The sequence below is a fragment of the Devosia sp. LjRoot3 genome, from assembly GCF_964252865.1.
GTDB lineage: Bacteria > Pseudomonadota > Alphaproteobacteria > Rhizobiales > Devosiaceae > Devosia.
Map to the genome: position 1 here is coordinate 128204 of NZ_CAXUPK020000003.1, position 21208 is coordinate 149411.

Consider the following 21208-nt stretch of genomic DNA (forward strand, 5'->3'; position numbering starts at 1 on the left):
ACCACTCCGGGATTTTGGCTCCACTCAAAAGGAGCTGGCCATGCCAAAACCGAGCGAACTTTGCACCGCCCTGCGCAATTGGCGCATCCGCGCCCGCCTGCAACAGGACGCCGTCGCCAAAAGCCTCGGCGTCACGCAGAGCCAGGTCAGCCGCTGGGAAAGTGGGCGAGACGCCCCCCGCCCGCACAATATCGAAGCCATACGACGCCTGATCTGTGGCCCCGAGGCCGATCCGCTGGTGGCCCTGCGCTATTTCGTGGAAGAGTCGCACCAGAACCTGCTGCTGATGGATGCCAGCCACACGATCATCGCCTGCAGCCGGCCGCTGAAACTTTCATCCGGCCCGCTCGATCGCTTCGGCTGGGTCATCGACCCGCAGAAAAATCCAGCCTTTGCTCCAGTCCATGCCCGCTTCTGCGAACTGCTGGCTCGACCGGCTGGCGTCGTGAGCCTCAAGATCACCATCCCCTTCGTCGAGAACGGCCGCGACTGGTGCGCAATCATCACCAAGACCATTCACACGGTGGTCGGCACGCGCCTCTGTCTGGTGGAACCGAGTTTTCGCGAAGCAACCGGCCTCGAAGGCAAGGAAATCCGGCTTGAAGAGGTTCGTCTGACACCTGACGAAGGGGAGCGGCATTCCCTTACTCTTTGGCGGCAGATGGCCCCCGCCTCCTGATACATTCCCGCTTCTCAGATGGCAAAAAACCCGCGCCGGGGGGCTCCGGCGCGGGTCTGGCGTCCGTGGCGGGTTGGAGGTAACACCCCGCCGCAGGAGCTACCAGCCGTGCTTCTTGGTCTGGTTCTGGCCGCCGATGCCCAGGATGCCGTTCCCGTTCAGCACGCCATTGAGAATGGAATTGCCATTGGCAGTGTTGTTGCCGCTCAGAATGCCCGAGAGAATGCTGCTGTTATTGCCCACAGCGACGGTATTGCCGTTGAGAACATTGACATTGCCCACATCGACGACATCAGCCACCGTGGAAACGAGGCCGGTGATATTGCTGAGGACGTTGTTGGTGCGCTTGGCGAAGAAGCCGCCGGCATGAGCGCCCGAAGTCATCGCCATGGCAGCCAGGACGGAAAGTGCGATCACAGTCTTCATACTCGTTACTCCCTTGAAAACATGTCGGTTTCGACACGAGCGAGAGAACCCGAGGGCGCCGCTTTGGGCAATTGTGGGGACTGATAATATGCGTTTCATGCGCACTAGACGCGTTTGCAGACCCAAACTAGGGGAAAGTCCTAAAGCTCGAAGCTTGCCTGCATCGCCTGGATGGCCTTGATGGCGGCCGAGGCGCGGTTTTCCACGCCGAGCTTGGCATAGACCTGCTCCAGGTGCTTGTTCACCGTCCGCGGGCTGAGGCCGAGAATGTCGCCGATATCCCGGTTGGATTTTCCCCGCGCGATCCAGAGCAGCACTTCGCTCTCGCGCTGCGTCAGCCCAAAATGCTGGCGGAGATTGTCCTCCTGCCCCTCTTCCTGTGCACCGGTGAGACGGAAGAGATATTCATCGCCGCCGACGACGCCGAGAAACGCAAACTGCAACCCCGGCGCGCCTGGCAGGTTGAGATCGAACCCACTGCCTGGCGCCGCATCGCCATAATCGAGGCGCCAGCGCGAGAAACCGCCGGACATGTCGGCCTGATGATCGGCATCCATGCCGGAGCGTTCGAGCAGTTTGTTCGCTTGCGGCGTCGACCAAAGCACCGCCGCATCGGCACCAAAGGCCACCAGATGACGACCGGCGGCATCGAGTGCAATCCGCGCGCTTTGGGCACGGCGGGCATTGGCGAGGTGCACACGGATACGGGCGCGCAATTCGTCGACATTGATGGGCTTTGAGAGATAATCCACGCCGCCGCTTTCGAGCGCATGGACGATATGCTCGGTTTCGGTTAGCCCGGTCATGAAGATAACAGGCACATGGGTCAGCGGCGCCATGGCCTTGAGCCGGCGGCAGGTTTCAAAGCCGTCGAGCCCCGGCATCACGGCGTCCATCAGCACAACGTCAGGCACCACGCGCTGCACGATATTGAGCGCCGCCTCGCCGCTGCGCGCCACCAGCACGGTGACGCCAGCTTCCTCGAGCGCCGTCGTCAGAAAGCCCAGAGATTCCGGCGAGTCATCGACAAGCAGGACTATGTCCTGATCTTTCTCAATCCGGCTCATGGCTGACCCGTTCGAGCAATTCCGCATAGCCGTCGAAATCGAAGCTCTCCATGTGCCCGCGCAAGGCGGTCACCAAGGGCTCGTTGTTGGGATCGACGGCCAGTTCGGTCAATTTCGCTTCTATCCCCCTGATATGGCCGATTTGCCCCAGATTGGCCAAGTCACGCAAGTGCTCCACCCCAGGGGAACGCAGCTTTTTCGTCCTCTTTAGCTTGGGCGTCTGCGCCTCGAAATAGGTCCAGTCCAGCGCCAGCTGCGCTCCAATCTTGTCGAGCAATTGCGCAAGATCGAAAGGCTTCGCCAGCGCATCATTATGCCCGGCATCGGCACTGGCCGGCCCAGCCCCATCGCCGATATTGGCCGAGAGCATGACGATCGGTTCGGCGACACCCCGCTCGCGCAGGGCGGAAACGAGGTCCCAACCGCTCATGCCCGGCATGCGGATATCGACGAAGAAGAGGTCGGGCCGCGTGGTCGCAATGAGATCGAGGCAAGAAAGACCATCCGCGGCCGTCAGCACGACAAAGCCTAGAGGTGAGAGCATTTCGCGCATCAGCTCGCGATGGTCCTGATTGTCGTCGACCACCATGACCACCCGCGCCGGCCCTGCATAACCGACGATGCGGCGCAGATCGACCCGACCTTGGCTCAGGCGCTCGACCTTCGCCAGCATCAGCCGCGCCTGGAACCGTGTGCCGACGCCAACGGTGCTGGACACGGTGATCTCGCCGCCCAGCGTTTCCGTCAGCAGCTTTGTGATCGTCAGCCCAAGCCCCAGCCCGGGCGTGAATCGATTGTGCTCAGCCTCGCCGCGCACAAACGGCTCGAAGATATGGTCGAGATCGGTTGGCGAAATGCCGTTGCCGCTGTCGGACACGGTGAAAGTTGCCACCTGCATACGGTAGGCCACCTCGAAGCTGACATGGCCCGAGCTGGTGAACTTGATGGCGTTCGAGAGCAGATTGACCAGGATTTGCCGCAGCCGCTTTTCGTCGGTCCGCACATAGATCGGCAGGGCCTTGGCGCGCGTATGGCGAAATTCCAGCCCCTTGGCTCCCGCCTGCAGCCGGAACATGTCGACGATCTGATCCAGAAAATCCTGGATATTGATCTCGTTCGAATAGACGTGCAGCCGCCCCGCCTCGATCTTGGAAATATCGAGCAGGCCATCGATCAGCCCCGACAGATGCTCGGCACTGCGGCGGATGACTTGCACTGAGCCACGCCTGTTCTCCGGCACTTCGGGATCGCGCTCCAATATCTGCGCATAGCCCATCACCGCGTTGAGCGGCGTGCGCAATTCGTGGCTGAGGCCGACGACGTAGCGCGACTTGGCCTGATTGGCCGCCTCGGCCTTTTCCTTGGCGCGCTGCAACTCGGCATCGGTCTTGCCGTGGGCGTCGATTTCCTTGAGCAGCAGCGTGTTTTGTCGCGTGCTCTCCTCTTCGGCAACCAGCCGGCTGTCATGCGCCAGCACGAGGAACCACGTCATGATCCCCGCGGCCACCGCGAAGACGAAGAACACCACGAGTAGTGTGCCGCCCACCACATCGGCCGTATGCGGCGCCGATTGGCTGGCGAAATAATAGATCAGCCCAAGGATGCCGCCGAGGATCGCCGTCGCAATGCCCATGGACATGCCGTAGCGCCCAAGCCGGGTTTGCAATTTCTCGATCGCCCATTGCGGCAGCACGCTCGAAGCCACCGCATGCGTCTGCGCCCGGAAATGCGCGTGCGGCTTGCACATGTCATGGCAACGCGCATCGAGCGAACAGCAGAGCGAACAGATCGGCGCCGCATAGGCGGGGCACCAAGCCATGTCCTCGGGCTCGAAGGGGTGTTCGCAGATCGAACAAGTCAGCGAGGTCTTGTTCGCCCATGCTTTCCGCGGTTTGCGGGCGAGGTAATATTTCCCCTTGGTGGCCCAGGCGATGGCCGGCGATGCGATGAAACAAACCACCAGTGCGATATAAGGCGCCAGCGCCGCAGCCATCTCGCCAAAAGCACCAAAATGCGCCGCCAGCGCGATCACCGCCGACAGCAGCATCGACCCGACACCGACGGGATTGATGTCATAGAGATGCGCGCGCTTGAACTCGATACCGGGCGGCGACAGGCCCAGCGGCTTGTTGACGAAAAGATCGGCCGAAATCGAGCAGAGCCAAGCCATGGCAATGATGGAAAAGATGCCGAGCGTCTCTTCCAGCAGCCGATAGATGCCCAGCTCCATAAGAAGCAGCGCAATGGCGACATTGAAGAGCAACCAGACAACCCGACCCGGATGGCTATGGGTCAGCCGCGAGAAGAAGTTCGACCAGGCCAGAGACCCGGCATAGGCGTTCATGACATTGATCTTGAGCTGGCTGACCACCACGAAGACGGCCATCAGCATCAAGGCAATGAACTCATTGGGGATCATGTAGCCAAAGGCCACGGCATACATGTAACCGGGCTCTGACGCATGCTCGGGCGAAACGCCGGCCGACAGCGCCAGAAAAGCCAGGAACGACCCCGCGATCAGCTTAGGCGCACCAACGATAACCCACCCTGCCCCAGCCAGAAAAATCCCGACCTTGTGCCGCCACTTCGGCGCACCCTCCGCCGGCAAAAATCGCAAAAAATCGACCTGCTCGCCAATCTGCGTCATCAGCGCCAGGATGACCGCCGAGGCGGCACCGAACTTAGCGATATCGAATGGTGAGATCGTCCCCGCTGCCCCTTCCGGCTGCCCCAACCCGGCAAAGGCCCGCCACAGGTCGAACTTTTCCCAGTCCATGAAGGCGATAAAGATGAATGGCAGGATGTTGAGAACGATCCAGATCGGCTGCGTTAGCACCTGAAAGCTCGAAATCATCCGGATACCATGCGTCACCAGCGGAATGACGATCAGCGCCGAGATGATGTGACCTATCCAGAGCGGAATGCCGAAGGCCAATTGCAGCGCGCTCGACATGATCGAGGCTTCGATGGCGAAGAGGATGAAGGTGAAACTCGCATAGATCAGCGAGGTGATCGTCGAGCCGATATAGCCAAAGCTCGCGCCGCGCGTGAGCAGATCGACGTCCACCCCATGCCGGGTCGCATAGCGCGAGATCGGCACGCCAACGAGCAGAATGGCGATGGAGGCAATGAGAATGGCGATCAGCGCATTGGTGGTGCCGTAGCTGAGGGTAATCGCCCCGCCAATGGCCTCCAGCGCCAGAAACGAGATGGCGCCAATGGCCGTCTGCGAGATTCGATCATTGGAAAAGCGGCGCGCCGACTTGGCGGTAAAGCGCAGCGCATAGTCTTCCAGCGTCTGATTGGCGACCCAGCGATTGTATTCGCGCCTGATGGGAATGATCCGTTGCCGCGCCATTATTCGCTCAAGCCTTAACCAATTCGTCGCGCTGCCCAAAAATTCGCCACGCCTGTCTTAGCACGGTTTTTAGCGAAATCACGCGGTTTTTCAGGCTCTTCCGGCGTTGGGCGGAATCTCTCCGTCAGGCAGTTACGTCAATCGACGTATAGGGCAGCGTCAAAAAATCGTCTCAGGTGCCCCCATCGAGGCGCCTCCCTTGGCTGTCTCCTGGGGTCAACAAAGTTAGAGGGACGAACTTATGAACTTCACCCGCGCAAAAAGCGCCCTGCTCGCCGCGGCACTCGCCGGCAGCATTTCCCTGCCCATGGTTGTTCCGACCATGGCACAGGAAGACACCATCAAGGTTGGTATCCTCCACTCGCTTTCGGGCACAATGGCGATTTCGGAAACCACCCTCAAGGACACCATGCTGTTCCTGATCGAACAGCAAAACGCCAAGGGCGGCGTTCTGGGCAAGAAGCTCGAACCCGTCGTGGTCGATATTGCTTCGGACTGGCCGCTGGCCGCCGAACTCGCTCGGCAGCTGATCGAAGTCGACGGCGTCGACGCAGTCTTCGGCTGCTGGACCTCGGTCTGCCGCAAGTCCGTGCTGCCAGTCTTTGAAGAACTGAACTCGCTGCTCTTCTACCCCGTCCAGTACGAAGGCGAAGAATCCCAGCGCAACGTGTTCTACACCGGCGCTTCACCGAACCAGCAGGCCATTCCGGCCGTCGACTACCTCGCCGATGAAGAAGGCGTGGAGCGCTGGGTGCTCGCCGGCACCGACTATGTCTATCCGCAGACGACCAACAAGATTCTTGAGCAGTACCTGCTCGACAAGGGCGTCGCCAAAGAAGACATCATGATCAACTACACGCCCTTCGGTCATTCCGATTGGCAGACCATCGTCTCCGACATCAAGGCCTTCGGCTCTGAAGGCAAGAAGACCGCCGTCGTCTCGACCATCAACGGCGACGCCAACGTGCCGTTCTACCGTGAGCTGGGCAACCAGGGCATCAAGGCCGAAGACATCCCGGTCGTCGCCTTCTCCGTCGGCGAAGAAGAACTCTCCGGCTTCGACACCACCCCGCTGGTGGGCCACCTCGCCGCATGGAACTACTTCATGTCGGTCGATACCCCCGAAAACGAAGCCTTCATTGCTGATTGGCAGAAATTCATCGGCTCCGACACCCGCGTCACCAATGACCCGATGGAAGCCCACGTGATCGGCTTCAACCTCTGGGTAAAGGCTGTGGAAGCTGCCGGTTCGACCGAAGCCGATGCTGTCATCGACTCGATCGTTGGCCTCGAAACGCCGAACCTGACCGGCGGCGTCGCCAAGATGCTCCCCAACCACCACATCACCAAGCCCGTGCTGATCGGCGAAATCCAGGATGACGGCCAGTTCTTCGTGGTCTGGGAAACCGAAGACCTCGTCCCCGGCGACGCATGGTCCGACTTCCTGCCCGAATCCAAGGCTCTGGAAGCCGATTGGACCGCCCCGGTCAACTGCGGCAACTACAACACCGAAACCAAGTCCTGCGGCGGCGCTGTCGCAGCACAGTAAGCCCAGCGCTTAGCTCCCGGCAGGGGCGGCCTCCGCCCCTGCCTCTTTCTCTCGCAGCGACAAGGACTTTCCAAGCGATGCTGACTCAACTTCTCCGCCTGGCCCTGCTCACCCTGTCGCTTCTGCTGCCCACGCAAATCGCCCGCGCTCAGGACGCCCCGGTCGATATCCCGGCCCAGATCGCCGCCATGGGCGAGGCGAGCCTCAAGGAACTCACGCAGATCGTTGTCGAGCTCGCCTCCACCGGTGACAACAGCGTCGTCCCGGTCCTCACCGCTCTCGCTGACGGCAATCTCTACCTCGATGAAACCTCCAGCCGTGTTGTCATCCAGACCGACTCGGCCGTCACCGATCCCTTGACGGGCGAGGCCGTCGATCTCGGTGCCGAAGCCGACCTATCCCGCATCCGCGTCAACAACGGCCTGAGGCGCGATATTTCCGCTGCCCTTTCCGGCATGACGCTGATGAGTGACAACCCGGCTACCCGCCTCTCCGCCGCCCAGGGTTTCTTGGCCAAGCCCGATGCCGCCAACCTGCCGCTGCTCGACGAAGCTATCGCTGCTGAAACCGACGCCAATGTCCGCTCGGCCATGCAGGCTGCCCGCGCCGTCACGATCCTGACGAGCGAAGACGCCAGCATCGAAGACAAGAACGCCGCCGTGCCACAGGTCGTGGCTGGCGCCGGCCGCAATGCCATCACCATTCTCACCGGCGCCCTCGCCAATGCGCCCGACGAGGTAAAGCCGACGATCGAGGCCGCCATTGCTGGCCTCGAACAGGGCCGCGCCGTCTGGGGTGCCCTGCAAAACGTCTGGTTCGGCGTCTCGCTCGGCTCGGTCCTCCTCCTCGCCGCCATCGGCCTTGCCATCACCTTCGGCGTCATGGGCGTCATCAACATGGCGCACGGCGAAATGGTCATGCTCGGCGCCTACACGACCTTCCTCGTCCAGCTCGTCATCCGCCAGAATTTCCCGGCCCTGCTCGATTATTCCCTGCTCATCGCCCTGCCCGTCGCCTTCCTCGTCACCGGCGCCATCGGCGTTGGCATCGAGCGCGGCATCATCCGCTGGCTCTATGGCCGTCCGCTCGAAACCCTGCTCGCTACCTGGGGTCTGTCGCTCATACTGCAGCAGACTGTGCGCTCAATCTTCGGGCCCACAAACCAGATGGTCATCGCCCCGACCTGGATGTCCGGCTCCACCGAATTCTTCGGCCTCGCCATCACCTACAACCGCTTCTGGATCGTGATCTTCGCGCTGATCGTCTTCTTCGCGCTCCTGTTGGTCCTCAACCGTACGCCGCTGGGCCTGCAAATGCGCGCCGTCACCCAGAACCGCCGCATGGCCTCTGCCATGGGCATCCGGACCCCCTTCGTGGATGCCATGACTTTTGGGCTCGGCTCCGGCATTGCCGGTCTCGCTGGCGTCGCGCTCACCCAGATCGACAATATTTCTCCCAATCTCGGCCAGAACTACATCATCGACTCTTTCATGGTCGTGGTCTTCGGCGGCGTGGGCAATCTCTGGGGTACCTTTGTCGGCGCGCTGACGCTCGGCGTCGCCAACAAGTTCCTCGAGCCCTATGCCGGCGCGGTGCTCGGAAAGATCCTGATCCTGGTGCTGATCATCCTCTTCATCCAGCGGCGTCCGCGGGGCCTCTTCGCCCTCAAGGGAAGGGCGATCGAACAATGAGTTTGAAAGCCCCCTCACCCGTCTCGGGCTTCGCCCGATCCACCCTCTCCCCAAGTGGGAGAGGAATGGTGCTCCCCTCTTATTCTTCTCCCTCTCGGGGAGAAGGTGGCGCGCAGCGCCGGATGAGGGGGTTTCTCAATCTGACTGGATATTGCCCATGCTGACCCAAGCCCTGTTCCGCGCGCTCGACAAAAAGGCCGTCTGGGTCATCGGTATCTTCCTCGCCGTTGCCGTAGTCGTGCCCATGGCCAACCTGCTCATCCCGCCCGGTCAGTTCGGCCACGTCCCAACCTACCTTGTCTCGCTGCTCGGCAAATATCTCAGCTACGCCATCCTGGCGCTCGCATTGGACCTCGTCTGGGGCTATTGCGGCATTCTCTCGCTTGGCCACAGCGCCTTCTTCGCACTCGGCGGTTATGCCATGGGCATGTATCTCATGCGCCAGATCGGCACCCGCGGCGTCTATGGCAATCCGACGCTTCCCGACTTCATGGTCTTCCTCAATTGGAAGGAGCTGCCCTGGTATTGGTATGGCTTCGACAATTTCTGGTTCGCCATGGCCATGGTCGTGCTGGTGCCGGGCCTCCTCGCCTTCATCTTCGGCTTCTTTGCCTTCCGAAGCCGCGTGACCGGGGTCTATCTCTCCATCATCACCCAGGCGATGACCTTCGCCCTGCTGCTCGCCTTCTTCCGCAACGACATGGGTTTTGGCGGCAATAATGGCCTTACCGACTTCAAGGACATCCTTGGCGCCCCGGTTCAGGCACAGACGACCCGCGTCATCCTCTTCGCCGCAACGGCCATTGCCCTGGCCCTGTCGGTCCTCGTCTGCTCGATGATCGTCAATTCGAAGTTGGGAAAAGTCATGGTCGCCGTACGCGACGCCGAAAGCCGCACGCGCTTCATCGGCTACCGCGTTGAATATGTGAAACTCTTCGCCTTCACCGTCTCGGCCATCATGGCCGGCATTGCCGGCGCTCTCTACGTGCCGCAGGTCGGCATCATCAATCCCGGCGAATTCGAACCCGGCAATTCCATTGAGGTCGTGATCTGGACCGCCGTCGGCGGCCGCGGCACCCTGGTCGGCCCCATCATCGGCGCCATCGTCGTCAATCTCGGAAAGTCATGGTTCACCAGCGCCCTGCCCGAGTTCTGGCTCTTCGCCCTCGGCGCCCTCTTCATCTTCGTCACCCTGTTCCTGCCCAAAGGCATTGTAGGCCTCTGGAAGCAGATCTTCGGCACCAACCGCAAGAAGGCCGAGGAACCGGCGGCGCCGACCCCGGCTCAGTCTGCCGATATCGAGCGCGGCGAAGACCCTTCAACCTTCGACAATGTCCAACCCCGGCCGGCGGAGTAAAGCCAATGAGCAAAGCTCAGGACACGATGCTCTACCTCAACGGCGTTTCGGTCGCCTTTGACGGATTCAAGGCGATCAACAATCTGTCCATTATCGTCCGCCCCACCGAAATGCTGGCTATCATCGGCCCCAATGGCGCGGGAAAGACCACGATGATGGATATCATCACTGGTAAGACCCGGCCTGATGCCGGCGACGTCATGTTCGATGGCCGCACCGACCTCACCAAGCTCGACGAAGCCGCCATCGCCAATCTCGGCATCGGCCGCAAATTCCAGAAACCCACCGTCTTCGAGAGCCACACCATCTGGGACAATCTCGAAATGGCGCTGAAGAAGCCGCGCGGCATTTTCGCCGCCCTCTTCTACACCGCCAGCGACGAAGACGTGGCCCGCATCACCGAAATTCTCGAAACCGTGAGGCTCCTCCACCGCAAGGACGAATACGCCGCCAATCTCAGCCACGGCCAGAAGCAGTGGCTCGAAATTGGCATGCTGCTTGCACAAGATCCCAAGCTCCTGCTCGTCGACGAACCCGTCGCCGGCATGACCGACAGCGAAACCGAGGAGACCGCGAAACTGCTGCGCGAAATCGCCCAAACCCGATCCGTCGTAGTGGTCGAGCACGACATGAGCTTCGTGCGGGAGCTGGGTTCGCGCGTCGTGTGCCTGGCCGAAGGCGCCGTTCTGGCGGAGGGTTCTCTCGATCAGGTCAGCGCCAATCCCGTCGTGATCGAAAGGTATCTTGGACGATGACCTCAGCCCTCTCGATCTCAACCATCGATCTCCACTATGGTGCCGCCCAAGCACTCAAGGGCGTCTCCATCGACTGCCAGCCGGGAAAGATCACCGCCGTGCTCGGCCGCAATGGCGTCGGAAAGTCCTCGACCCTCCGCGCCATCACCGGCATCAACCACATCTCGTCGGGTGCCATAACTTTCGGCAGCGAAGTGATCAAAAAAGCGCCACCCTACAAGCGCGCACGCATGGGCATCGGCTACGTGCCGCAGGGCCGCGAAATCTTCCCGCTGCTCACGGTCAAGGAAAACCTCGAAACCGGCTATGCCGGCCTCCCCCGCAGCGAACGTAACATTCCCGAATACATCTTCGAGCTGTTCCCGGTCCTGAAATCCATGCTTGGGCGGCGGGGCGGCGATCTCTCGGGTGGCCAACAGCAGCAGCTCGCAATCGGCCGCGCTCTGGTCACCCGACCCAAGGTGCTGGTGCTCGACGAGCCTACCGAAGGCATCCAGCCCTCGATCATCAAGGATATCGGCCGCGCGCTGCAATTCCTGCGCGACGAAAAGGGCATGACCATCCTCTTGGTCGAGCAATTCCTCGATTTCTGCCGCGAGATTGCCGACGACATCTATGTCATGGACCGCGGCGAAATCATGCACCAGGGCCCGGCGAGCGATCTCGACCGGCCGGACGTGCGCAAACACCTGATGGTATGAAAAAGGGCATCTGACCGAAGCCAGATGCCCTTGCTAGCCGCTGAAAGCGACCGATTATTGTTTGACGAAGCCGCCATCAATGCAGGCCTGCAGGTCGATCGTGTCGAGATCGATCGTCGCAGTCGCGGCCTGGGCTTCGTTGACAGCGGGGGCGTCCACAACTGCCGCATCAGTGCCACCGGCAGTGCTGTCTTCGCTGGAATCGCTCGATTCCGTCAGCGACTCCGTGGCTTCGGCATTGGCCAAGCCATCGCAGCGCTCCTGCACGGCTGGCTGGTCGGCTTCGGAAACGGCAACGCCGTTGATGGTCATACCCTGCGCAAAAGCAGCACCAGTGAGAGCGATAGTAAGCGCAGCAACAGACAAAGCAGATTTGATGGTCATTTGAATAACCTCTTGAAAATTCTTTATGAAAGAGCGTTTGCTCGCTTCAATAACGAGATGATCGCAGGATCGTTGCAATGAATTTCGCCACGATGCCCAACCCGGAGGCGTTTTCGCTCCCGCCCGTTCTGCAGCGGGCGCGGGGCATTGCGCGCATCGGTACCAAGCAGCGCGACGGAAAGACTTGTCTCAACACGCTTTTTCAGGAGGGGTGCGGCAAGATCCGTCTGCCGCGTACGCACTCTTCTGCGCTTGAGGCCGTATTTATCAATACTGCCGGCGGCATTACCGGCGGCGACCATTTGCGCTGGGGCGCCGACATTGCCCCGGGCGGTCGGCTTGTTATCACCACCCAGGCCTGCGAGCGCAGCTATCGTTCAACGGGCGACACGGCGCATGTCGAAGCCGACATCACCGTCGGCGCTGGTGCCCACCTCGATTGGTTGCCGCAGGAAACTATCCTCTTCGAAGCGAGCAGGCTCGACCGGCGTCTGACCATTCATCTCGAAGAAGGCGCAACGCTGACCGCCATCGAAGCCGTTCTCCTCGGTCGCGACGCCATGGGCGAGGAGGCGCGCGACGCGCAATTCTCCGACAATTGGCGCATCTATCGAGAAAGCCGCCTGATCCACGCCGAGGCGACCCGTCTCACGGGTGATGGCAGCGAGCGTGATGGCCTGTCGCTGCTACGCCGCTGCCGCGCCTTCGCCTCCGTGCTCCATGTGGCGGCCAATCCAGACATGGCCGCCTTGTTGCTGGACCGTGTCCGCGCCCTGCACCCCGCCGATGGCCTCATCGCTGCCAGCGCCAACGGCGAGCGGCTGGTCATCCGGGCCATGGCGCGAACCGGCCTTGCCTTGCGAAAACTTCTGGTTCCAACTCTCATCGAACTGACCGGCGCCGGCTCTGTGCCGCGCCTGTGGCATCTCTAGGAAACGGCCGATGAACCTTACCCCCCGCGAAAAAGACAAGCTTCTCATCGCCATGGCGGCCATTGTGGCGCGCAAGCGCCTCGAGCGCGGCGTCAAGCTCAACCATCCCGAAGCCGTCGCCCTCATCACCGACTTCGTCGTTGAAGGCGCCCGCGACGGCCGGCCGGTTTCCGAACTCATGGAGGCCGGCGCCCATGTCATCACCCGTGCTCAGGTCATGGAAGGCATCGCCGAGATGATCCACGACGTGCAGGTCGAAGCCACATTCCCCGACGGCACCAAGCTCGTCACCGTTCACCAACCCATCCGCTAAGAGGCAACACCATGCTCAAGCGCATTTCCCTGGCTCTCGCCATCACCGCCGTCGCCACCCTGCCCGCCTTCGCCCATCTCGATCCCGCCGAGCATGGCTCCTTCGCCGCCGGCTTCAGCCATCCGCTCTTTGGCCTCGACCACATCCTCGCCATGGTCGCCGTTGGCCTCTGGGCCGCCATGCAGGGCGGCCGCGCCACTTGGATTGTCCCGGCAGCCTTCGTCGGCACCATGGCCGTGGGCTTCGCCGCTGCTATTGCCGGCATCCCCCTGCCCTTCGTGGAACCGGTCATTCTCGCGTCCGTGATCTTCATCGGCATCGCCATCGCACTCGCCCTGCCCATCCCGACCTCGGCTGTCGCCGCCATGGTCGGCTTCTTCGCCTTCTTCCATGGCCACGCCCATGGCGGTGAACTCGGCGAAGCCGGCGCCTGGCAGTTTGCCATCGGCTTCATTCTCGCGACCGCCGTTCTCCACGCCGTCGGCATCGGCCTTGGCCTTGCCCTCGGCCGTTTCGGCGGCAAGGCACTGTCCCGCATCGCCGGCGCCGCGACCGCCTTCGGCGGCCTCTGGCTCGCCTTCGGCGCGTGAGGCAACCATGATCCCGGGCCAAGTCATCCCAGCCACCGGCACGATCGAACTCAATGCCGGGCTCGAACAGGTGGTCATCGAAGTCGCCAATACGGGAGACCGGCCGATCCAGGTCGGCTCCCACTACCACTTCTACGAGACCAATGCCGGCCTGAGCTTTGACCGCGAGAAAGCCCGCGGCATGCGCCTCGACATTGCGGCCGGCACAGCCGTGCGCTTTGAACCGGGCCAGAGCCGCGAAGTGCGCCTCATCCCCATCGGCGGCGACCGCAAGATTTACGGCTTCCGCCAGAAGGTCATGGGATCGCTGTGACCATGCGGGCACGCTTCGGCAAATCTTGGCTCACGCCATGGCAATCGCAGCAAAATGGTGGTTTAACCCCCGCCACAGAGAACTGCCTTTGCCTGGATGATCATGACTGCCGAAGCCCCGACCACAGAAGTCCGCAACGCCGAATTCAAGCAGCGCTTCGCCGCAGTCCTGGCCGACGTGCAGAAGACTGGCGCGGAGGACGGCGAGGCTCTGGCGTTGATCGGCCATCTCGCCAACGATCTGGCCACCAGCCTGCAGCAGCCGAACTGGTCCAAGGCCAAGTCGGTCATCACCACGCAGACCTACAACGATCTGCTGAAGGTCTTCGAGCAGCGCGGCAACGAGTATCATCAGGCCGGCAAGAGCAAGCACGCCTACGCCATTCAGGCTTTGGCCATGTCGCTGATCGCCGGCACCATGCGCGCCGACCAGCAGATGGCCCAGGGCGAGAAGTTCCTCGATGCGGTCATCGATCGCTCGGTGGCGGTCTATCAGTCGCTCAATCCGGTCAAGCTCAACTAACCGCTCCTAAAACTCCTCATCGCAACGCGACCGCACGCGCGGCCCTTCCGGGCCGGGCGCTTTTCGCGTTTGCCGCATCCATTCAACGCCTCTCCTGATTTCCGGAGTTTCGCCATGCCCGCCCGCATTTCCCGCGCCACCTATGCCGACATGTACGGCCCCACCACCGGCGACAAGGTGCGTCTGGCCGATACCGAGCTCTTCATCGAGGTGGAGAAGGACTTCACCACCTATGGCGAGGAGGTAAAATTCGGCGGCGGAAAGGTGATCCGCGACGGCATGGGACAATCCCAGCGCACTCGCGCCGAGGGCGCGGTCGACACTGTGATTACCAATGCTCTGGTGGTCGACTACACCGGCATCTTCAAAGCCGATATCGGCCTCAAGAATGGTCGCATCGTCGGCATCGGCAAGGCAGGCAACCCCGACACCCAATCAGACGTCGACATCATCATCGGCCCTTCCACCGAAGCCATTGCCGGTGAGGGCAAAATCCTCACCGCCGGCGGCATGGATGCCCATATCCACTTCATCTGCCCCCAGCAGATCGAAGAAGCGCTGATGTCTGGCATGACCACCATGCTCGGCGGCGGCTCCGGCCCCGCCCACGGCACTCTCGCCACCACCTGCACCGGCGCCTGGCACATCGAGCGCATGATCGAAAGTTTTGACGCTTTTCCGATGAACCTCGCCCTCGCCGGCAAGGGCAACGCCGCCGTTCCGGCCCCACTCGAGGAAATGATCCTCGCGGGCGCCTCGGCGCTAAAACTGCACGAAGATTGGGGCACCACCCCCGCCGCAATCGACAACTGCCTCTCGGTCGCCGACGCCTATGACGTGCAGGTTATGATCCACACCGACACGCTCAATGAGTCCGGCTTCGTCGAAGACACGGTCGGCGCCTTCAAGGGCCGCACCATTCACGCCTTCCACACCGAAGGCGCAGGTGGCGGCCACGCACCTGACATTCTGAAAGTCGCGGGCCTGCCCAATGTCATTCCCTCCTCGACCAATCCGACCCGCCCCTACACTGTCAATACGATTGCCGAGCATCTCGACATGCTCATGGTCTGCCACCACCTCGACCAGTCGATCCCCGAAGACGTCGCCTTCGCCGAAAGCCGCATCCGCAAGGAAACCATCGCGGCCGAAGACATCCTTCACGACATGGGCGCTCTCTCAGTCATTTCCTCCGACAGCCAGGCCATGGGCCGCGTCGGCGAAGTTCTCATCCGCACCTGGCAGACCGCCGACAAGATGAAGCGTCAGCGCGGCAAACTCGCTGAAGAAACCGGCGACAACGACAATTTCCGCGTCCGCCGTTACATCGCCAAATACACGATCAACCCCGCCATCGCCCACGGCATGAGCCAACACATCGGCTCGGTGGAAGTGGGTAAGCGTGCCGACCTCGTCCTCTGGAACCCCGCCTTTTTCGGCGTAAAACCCGAAATGGTCCTCATCGGCGGCTCCATCGCCGCCGCCCCCATGGGCGACCCGAATGCCTCGATCCCGACGCCCCAGCCCATGCACTACCGCCCCATGTTCGGCGCCTATGGCAAGCTGGTCAGCCGCTCCTCGGTCACCTTCATCTCCCAGGCCGCGCACGACGCGGGCCTGCACAACCGCCTCGGCGTCGACAAGCAGCTCCTGCCGGTCACGAACACCCGCGGCGGCATCGGCAAGGCGGCGATGAAGCTCAACTCGGCCACCCCCAATATCGAAGTGCACCCCGAAACCTACGAAGTGCGCGCCGACGGTGTACTTCTCACCTGCGAACCGGCTACGGTGCTGCCTATGGCGCAACGATATTTCCTGTTCTGATGAAAAAGCCGACCGGCACAATCTCTCGAGGTCTACCCACCGATCCCATCCTGGCCCTGCGTGCCAACGAGCTTCTGGCCGAGGGCCGCCAGCTCGAGCAGCAGGGCAAGATCGCCGATGCGGCCCGGATCAGTGCCGAACTGGTCAATGTCGCGCCCAACCTTCCCGAGGCCCATCAGTTCATGGGCGTCATCGCCATGCGCACCGGCGCCTCAGACATCGCCGCCGTGAGCTTTGAGCGCGCACTCCGTTTGAAACCGCGCTCCGCCGATCTGCACATTGCGCTCTCCCAGGCGCTGCTTGCCCTCCAACGCCCGGCAGATGCCGCAACGATCCTCGACAAGGGCCGCGCCCTGCACCCCAACGACGCTGGGATTTTTCGCGAACTCGGTCAGGCGCAGCTCGATCTCGGCCAGCCCGCCGCGGCGCTGAAGAGCTTTTCCCGCGCCGTAAAACTGCAGCCCGATGATCGCTATTCAGGGCATATGGCCTCGGCGCTAGCAACAACGGGCGTCCCCGAATCCGGCTATGTCGCTGAACTCTTCGATTCCTACGCCGATACTTTCGATGCTCACCTGACGGGCAAACTCGAATACCGCGTACCGCAGGCTATTGCCGCGCTTCTCGCCGAGCACGGCCTGACCAAAGGCACAACGCTCGACGTCGGCTGCGGCACCGGTCTCATGGCCGCGGCGCTGCCTGAAAGCATGCGCCCGATCGACGGGATCGACATCTCGCCCAAAATGATCGCCAAGGCGCAGGAGCGCGACATCTATCGCCATCTGCAGACGGGCGATGCCGCCACGCTCTTGGCCGAAACCCCCAACTTCTCAGGGCCATACGACCTCGCCGTCGCCGCCGATGTCTTCATCTATATCGGCGAAATCCGCGTTCTCTTCGCCGCTCTCGCGCAACGCCTCTCCGCCGGAGGAATGCTCGCTTTCTCGATCGAACTGAGCGAGGGGCAAGGCATAGCAATCCGTTCCAGTGGTCGCTTCGGCCATAGCTCAGGCTATGTCCGCGACCTGGCGGCCGCCAATGGTTTAGCGGTCCTTGCCGAAGTACCAAACCAAATCCGGCTCGAACGGGAAAAACCCATTCCCGGTGCGATCTTTCTCCTTCAGCGAGGCTGACCAACACATTTCGCGATATCAGTGTTCATGATATGTTCAATCCGACTCGGAGGAGCACATCATGGACACCAAGACGGTCGCGCTGGTTACCGGCGCCAGCCGCGGCATTGGCCGCGGCATCGCTCTGGCCTTTCTCGCGAAGGGCATGACGGTCCACGTCACCGGCCGCACGGTGACCGATGCCCAGGCGTCCGTACATCCTCAGCTTGAAGGCTCGCTCGATGGCCTCCGGGCGGAAGCAAAGGACCTGCCGGGCGAACTGATCATCCAGGTCTGTGACCATGCCGACGACCGGCAGACGGAAGCCGCAGTCGCCTCGGCGCTCAGCCAGTCTGGCAAGATCGACATCCTCGTCAACAACGCATGGCCTGGCTACGAGAGCATGGTCGAGGGCGATGACTACACCTGGGAAAGGCCATTCTGGGAGCAACCAATCTGGCGCTGGGATGCGATGGTCGGCGTCGCCCTGCGCACCAGCTTTGTCGCGAGCCGTGCCGCCGCACCCAACATGATCGCCCGAAAAACGGGCCTGATCGTCAACATCTCGTTCTGGGCCGCCCAGAAACACCACGGCAACGCCATCTATGGCATCGCCAAGGCTGGTACCGACAAGATGTCATCCGACTTTGCGCATGAACTGCGGCCCCATGGCGTGACTGCTGTCTCGCTCTATCCCGGCCTCGTCCGCACCGAGGCAGTCATGCGCAATGCCGAATACTTCGACATGTCCAATTCGGAATCGCCGCAATTCGTTGGTCTCGCCATTTCAGCGCTCTGGGCTGATCCGAACCGTCTAGAAAAGTCCGGCAAGGTCCATGTCACCGCCGACCTCGCCCGCGAATACGGCTTTGTCGATATCGACGGCAAGAAAATCATCCCCGCAACCCTCGGGGACTTCTAGATTTCATCACGCTGACACCTTGCCAGAACAATCAATCACCATGATTGTGGAGACAGACTCCTGGGTGCTTCGCACTGTTTCCAACGAAATCGAGGAAAAGCCATGATCGATTTGAGGAGCCTCATCGCGGGCGGTATTCTTTTGCTCGCCGCCGGCGCGGCCTCGGCGCAGGACGCAGCCGCGCCCGCTGAAGCGGTGCCAACGCCGCCGGCACTGCCAACCGTCACTGCCACGCTGTCGCTGACCCTCGACGCAACCAGCGACATCGAGCGCCGCACCGTCATCTACCAGTGCGACAATGGCGAGGGATTCCGCGTGCAATATGTCAATGCGGCCCCGAACTTCCTCGCTATCGTGCCCGTGGAAGGCGAAACGCACATCTTCGTCACCACCATTTCCGGCTCGGGCGCCCGCTATGTGTCGGGCCCGTACGAATGGTGGGACAGCGGCGACGAAGCCACATTGCGCGACCTGCGCTCCGGAGAAGACGAGGCCCCACTCGCCACCTGCCTCGCGGCCGGCAACGCGCCCTAGGCTGCCATGGAACCATACACGACTGCCGAAATATTCCCGCATATCCGCATCGTCATGGGAACGGTGGTCGGGTTGGGCATTACTCGCCTGCTCATGACCTTTGCCAACATGGTGCAGCACCCGGACCGGCGTGATCGCTCGGTGCTGCATCTTCTCTGGATGGGTTCGATCCTGCTCGAACTCGTCCTCTTCTGGTGGTGGGAACTGGCCCTGTTCCGGCTCGCCACCTGGAATTTCGGCATCGTCATCTTCATCATCTTCTACGCCGTCACCCTGTTCATGATGGCGGCGCTGCTCTGCCCGGATAACATTTCCGAATACAAGGGCTACGGGGATTTCTTCCTCAAGCGCCGGCATTGGTTCTTCGGCCTGCTCGGCACAACCTTCGTGCTGGATACGCTCGATACGTTCATCAAGGGCGGCGCGCATTTTTCGCGCTTCGACGCTTCCTATTTCATGCAGGTGCCGATCGGCATCGTCCTATGCATCATCGCCTGGCGGTCGACGGATAGGCGCGTGCATTTGTTTGTGGTCGGGGTGCATATCGTCTACCAGTTCTTCCTTATCGGACGCTTCTTCTACGTCACCCAGTGATTCAAGGACTGACCTCGACCATGCTTCGTGCCGTCGCCCATTTGCCTGCCCATCACGGCCGTGGCGCCGCCATAGACAGTATCACCCTTGCCCATGACGAGCGGCGCCTGCGCCGCAAGCTGCTCACTGGCAAGAATGGCACTGAAGTGCTGGTCGATTTCCCCAATACGGTGACGCTCGACCACGAAGGCGCGCTGGAACTGGAAGACGGGCGCTTGTTCGAAATTCTGGCGGCCAAGGAAATCCTCTACGCCGTCACCGCCAATGATGCAGCGCACCTCCTGCGGCTCGCCTGGCACATCGGCAACCGCCACACCCCGGCCCAGCTCGATGCCGACCGCATCCTCATCAAGCGCGACCATGTGCTCAAAACCATGCTCGAAGGCCTCGGCGCCAAAGTCAGCGACGTGACCGAGCCCTTCTTTGCCGAGCACGGCGCCTATCACAGCCACAATCACGCCGAACCGGCCCACGCCCTCCTCGCCCGCAAGTGACCTCTGACCTGCAAAAGCTGCTGACCTGGCTCTCCCCCGCCTTTCCAGTGGGCGCCTTCGCTTGGTCCGCAGGCCTCGAAACTGCCATCGTCAGCCGCCTGGTGCACGATCGGCAAACGGCAGAGGACTGGATATCAGGCGCCCTGCTCCACGGCAGCATGCGCACCGACGCCATCCTCCTCGCCCACGCGCACCAGTCGCCCCGCGCGCCCGAACAACTGCAGGAATTGGCCGACCTCTGCCTTGCGCTAACGCCGGCAAAAGAACGTCACGCCGAAACCACGATGACCGGTAACGCCTTTGCAACGGCCGGCGCCGCTTGGCCGGTGGATCCGCCGCTCGACCTGCCTCGCCCCTGCCCCTATCCGATTGCCGTCGGCGCACTGGCTGGGGCTCACGGCATCGGCCTTCTCGACACGCTCGTCGCTTTCCTCACCGCCACGGTCCACAGCCAGGTATCCGTCGCCGTGCGTCTAGTGCCCATTGGCCAGACCGACGGTCTCGCCATCATGGCTTCTCTCGAACCCGAAATCGGCAAGCTGGCCGCTCTGTGCCAGCATGCCACACTGGACGAAATCGGCAGCGTCGCCTATGGCGCCGATATCGCCCAGATGCAGCACGAAACGCTGCCCACAAGGATCTTTCGTTCATGAACATGTTCATCGCGTCCATGATGTTCATCGCCCTCTTCGCCGTCTCGCTGGCGCACTTCCTCTGGTCGATTGGGCGCACCTGGCCGATCCGCAATGAAAAGCTGCTCGCCCAGACCGTAGTGGGTTTCAAGGACATCGAGCGTATGCCCCCGCGCCTCGCCTCCTTCGCCGTTTCCGTGGCGACCATTGCCGCCGGCATCTATGCCCTGGCGCTGGCCGATCACGACAGCGGCGGCATTCTGCTTGATCTTGGCGGCGTCGCGCTGGCCGCCGTGTTCCTCGCTCGCGGCATTGCCGGCTACACCACCTGGTGGAAGGGCCTGACGCCCGAGCCGAATTTCCGTCTCAATGACGCTCGGGTCTATTCTCCCCTCTGCCTCGCCCTGGGCCTGGGTTTCCTCACCCTCGTCGTCTTCCGCTTTCTCTGATCAAGGAAAC

The 21208-nt window shown here is 61.9% G+C and carries 23 protein-coding genes; 19 read left to right on the forward strand and 4 right to left on the reverse strand.

The features are described from left to right. Window positions 1-40: 40 nt before the first annotated feature. Window positions 41-679, forward strand: coding sequence for a helix-turn-helix domain-containing protein (locus tag ACSQ2A_RS11600; protein ID WP_436072370.1), 639 nt, complete (start codon window positions 41-43; stop codon window positions 677-679). A 99-nt stretch (window positions 680-778) separates the two neighbouring features. On the opposite strand, the gene ACSQ2A_RS11605 is transcribed toward ACSQ2A_RS11600, so the two are convergent. From ACSQ2A_RS11605 to ACSQ2A_RS11615, 3 genes are all read right to left on the reverse strand, one after another. Continuing rightward, window positions 779-1105, reverse strand: a complete 327-nt coding sequence (locus ACSQ2A_RS11605) for a hypothetical protein (RefSeq protein WP_436072371.1) — start codon at window positions 1103-1105, stop codon at window positions 779-781. 140 nt (window positions 1106-1245) lie between these two features. After that, window positions 1246-2172 carry a response regulator gene (locus ACSQ2A_RS11610; RefSeq protein WP_436072372.1) on the reverse strand — a complete coding sequence of 309 codons (927 nt, stop codon included), beginning with the start codon at window positions 2170-2172 and terminating at the stop codon, window positions 1246-1248. Beyond that, window positions 2159-5533, reverse strand: a complete 3375-nt coding sequence (locus ACSQ2A_RS11615) for a hybrid sensor histidine kinase/response regulator (RefSeq protein ID WP_436072824.1) — start codon at window positions 5531-5533, stop codon at window positions 2159-2161. Before ACSQ2A_RS11615 ends, ACSQ2A_RS11610 begins: the two co-directional genes overlap by 14 nt. 238 nt (window positions 5534-5771) lie before the next feature. Here ACSQ2A_RS11615 and urtA point away from each other — a divergent pair, with 238 nt between their 5' ends. From urtA to urtE, 5 genes are all read left to right on the forward strand, one after another. Continuing rightward, entirely contained in the window at window positions 5772-7079 is a 1308-nt protein-coding gene (gene urtA, locus ACSQ2A_RS11620) for an urea ABC transporter substrate-binding protein (RefSeq protein ID WP_436072373.1), read from the forward strand. Between the two features lie 77 nt (window positions 7080-7156). Next, the gene (gene urtB, locus ACSQ2A_RS11625) at window positions 7157-8770 is read left to right on the forward strand and encodes an urea ABC transporter permease subunit UrtB (protein ID WP_436072374.1); all 1614 of its coding nucleotides are present in this window, start codon (window positions 7157-7159) and stop codon (window positions 8768-8770) included. Between the two features lie 157 nt (window positions 8771-8927). Next, window positions 8928-10127, forward strand: coding sequence for an urea ABC transporter permease subunit UrtC (urtC, locus tag ACSQ2A_RS11630; protein WP_436072375.1), 1200 nt, complete (start codon window positions 8928-8930; stop codon window positions 10125-10127). A 5-nt stretch (window positions 10128-10132) separates the two neighbouring features. Next, window positions 10133-10882 carry an urea ABC transporter ATP-binding protein UrtD gene (urtD, locus tag ACSQ2A_RS11635; protein WP_436072376.1) on the forward strand — a complete coding sequence of 250 codons (750 nt, stop codon included), beginning with the start codon at window positions 10133-10135 and terminating at the stop codon, window positions 10880-10882. Continuing rightward, complete coding sequence (gene urtE, locus ACSQ2A_RS11640) at window positions 10879-11583, forward strand: urea ABC transporter ATP-binding subunit UrtE (RefSeq protein ID WP_436072377.1); 705 nt, start codon at window positions 10879-10881, stop codon at window positions 11581-11583. Before urtD ends, urtE begins: the two co-directional genes overlap by 4 nt. A gap of 54 nt (window positions 11584-11637) precedes the next feature. On the opposite strand, the gene ACSQ2A_RS11645 is transcribed toward urtE, so the two are convergent. After that, window positions 11638-11967, reverse strand: coding sequence for a hypothetical protein (locus ACSQ2A_RS11645; protein ID WP_295411442.1), 330 nt, complete (start codon window positions 11965-11967; stop codon window positions 11638-11640). Window positions 11968-12044: 77 nt separating this feature from the next. Between ACSQ2A_RS11645 and ACSQ2A_RS11650 the strand changes: the two genes are divergently transcribed. The 13 genes from ACSQ2A_RS11650 to ACSQ2A_RS11710 all read left to right on the forward strand — a co-directional run bounded on the left by ACSQ2A_RS11650 (window position 12045) and on the right by ACSQ2A_RS11710 (window position 21198). Then, window positions 12045-12899, forward strand: a complete 855-nt coding sequence (locus ACSQ2A_RS11650) for an urease accessory protein UreD (protein WP_436072378.1) — start codon at window positions 12045-12047, stop codon at window positions 12897-12899. Window positions 12900-12909: 10 nt separating this feature from the next. Then, window positions 12910-13212: an urease subunit gamma gene (locus ACSQ2A_RS11655; protein WP_436072379.1), complete on the forward strand. Its 303-nt coding sequence runs from the start codon at window positions 12910-12912 to the stop codon at window positions 13210-13212. Between the two features lie 11 nt (window positions 13213-13223). Next, entirely contained in the window at window positions 13224-13802 is a 579-nt protein-coding gene (locus ACSQ2A_RS11660) for a HupE/UreJ family protein (protein ID WP_436072380.1), read from the forward strand. Window positions 13803-13809: 7 nt separating this feature from the next. Beyond that, a complete protein-coding gene (locus ACSQ2A_RS11665; protein ID WP_436072381.1) occupies window positions 13810-14115 on the forward strand; it encodes an urease subunit beta in 306 nt (101 codons plus the stop codon). Between the two features lie 102 nt (window positions 14116-14217). Next, window positions 14218-14637 (forward strand): hypothetical protein, encoded by a 420-nt coding sequence (locus ACSQ2A_RS11670; RefSeq protein ID WP_436072382.1) that lies wholly within the window; start codon window positions 14218-14220, stop codon window positions 14635-14637. 114 nt (window positions 14638-14751) lie between these two features. Continuing rightward, complete coding sequence (gene ureC, locus ACSQ2A_RS11675; protein WP_436072383.1) at window positions 14752-16461, forward strand: urease subunit alpha; 1710 nt, start codon at window positions 14752-14754, stop codon at window positions 16459-16461. Continuing rightward, on the forward strand, window positions 16461-17594 hold the full coding sequence (locus tag ACSQ2A_RS11680) for a methyltransferase (RefSeq protein WP_436072384.1): 1134 nt from the start codon (window positions 16461-16463) through the stop codon (window positions 17592-17594). Before ureC ends, ACSQ2A_RS11680 begins: the two co-directional genes overlap by 1 nt. A 61-nt stretch (window positions 17595-17655) precedes the next feature. After that, window positions 17656-18495, forward strand: a complete 840-nt coding sequence (locus ACSQ2A_RS11685; RefSeq protein ID WP_436072385.1) for an SDR family NAD(P)-dependent oxidoreductase — start codon at window positions 17656-17658, stop codon at window positions 18493-18495. Between the two features lie 102 nt (window positions 18496-18597). Next, a complete protein-coding gene (locus ACSQ2A_RS11690; protein ID WP_436072386.1) occupies window positions 18598-19029 on the forward strand; it encodes an MliC family protein in 432 nt (143 codons plus the stop codon). 6 nt (window positions 19030-19035) lie between these two features. Further along, the gene (locus tag ACSQ2A_RS11695; RefSeq protein WP_295411433.1) at window positions 19036-19623 is read left to right on the forward strand and encodes a hypothetical protein; all 588 of its coding nucleotides are present in this window, start codon (window positions 19036-19038) and stop codon (window positions 19621-19623) included. A gap of 20 nt (window positions 19624-19643) precedes the next feature. After that, window positions 19644-20117 (forward strand): urease accessory protein UreE, encoded by a 474-nt coding sequence (locus ACSQ2A_RS11700; RefSeq protein WP_436072387.1) that lies wholly within the window; start codon window positions 19644-19646, stop codon window positions 20115-20117. Then, complete coding sequence (locus ACSQ2A_RS11705) at window positions 20114-20770, forward strand: urease accessory protein UreF (protein ID WP_436072388.1); 657 nt, start codon at window positions 20114-20116, stop codon at window positions 20768-20770. Before ACSQ2A_RS11700 ends, ACSQ2A_RS11705 begins: the two co-directional genes overlap by 4 nt. Beyond that, window positions 20767-21198: a DUF3995 domain-containing protein gene (locus tag ACSQ2A_RS11710; RefSeq protein WP_295411430.1), complete on the forward strand. Its 432-nt coding sequence runs from the start codon at window positions 20767-20769 to the stop codon at window positions 21196-21198. The genes ACSQ2A_RS11705 and ACSQ2A_RS11710 overlap by 4 nt, the downstream gene beginning before the upstream one ends. Window positions 21199-21208 lie beyond the last annotated feature (10 nt).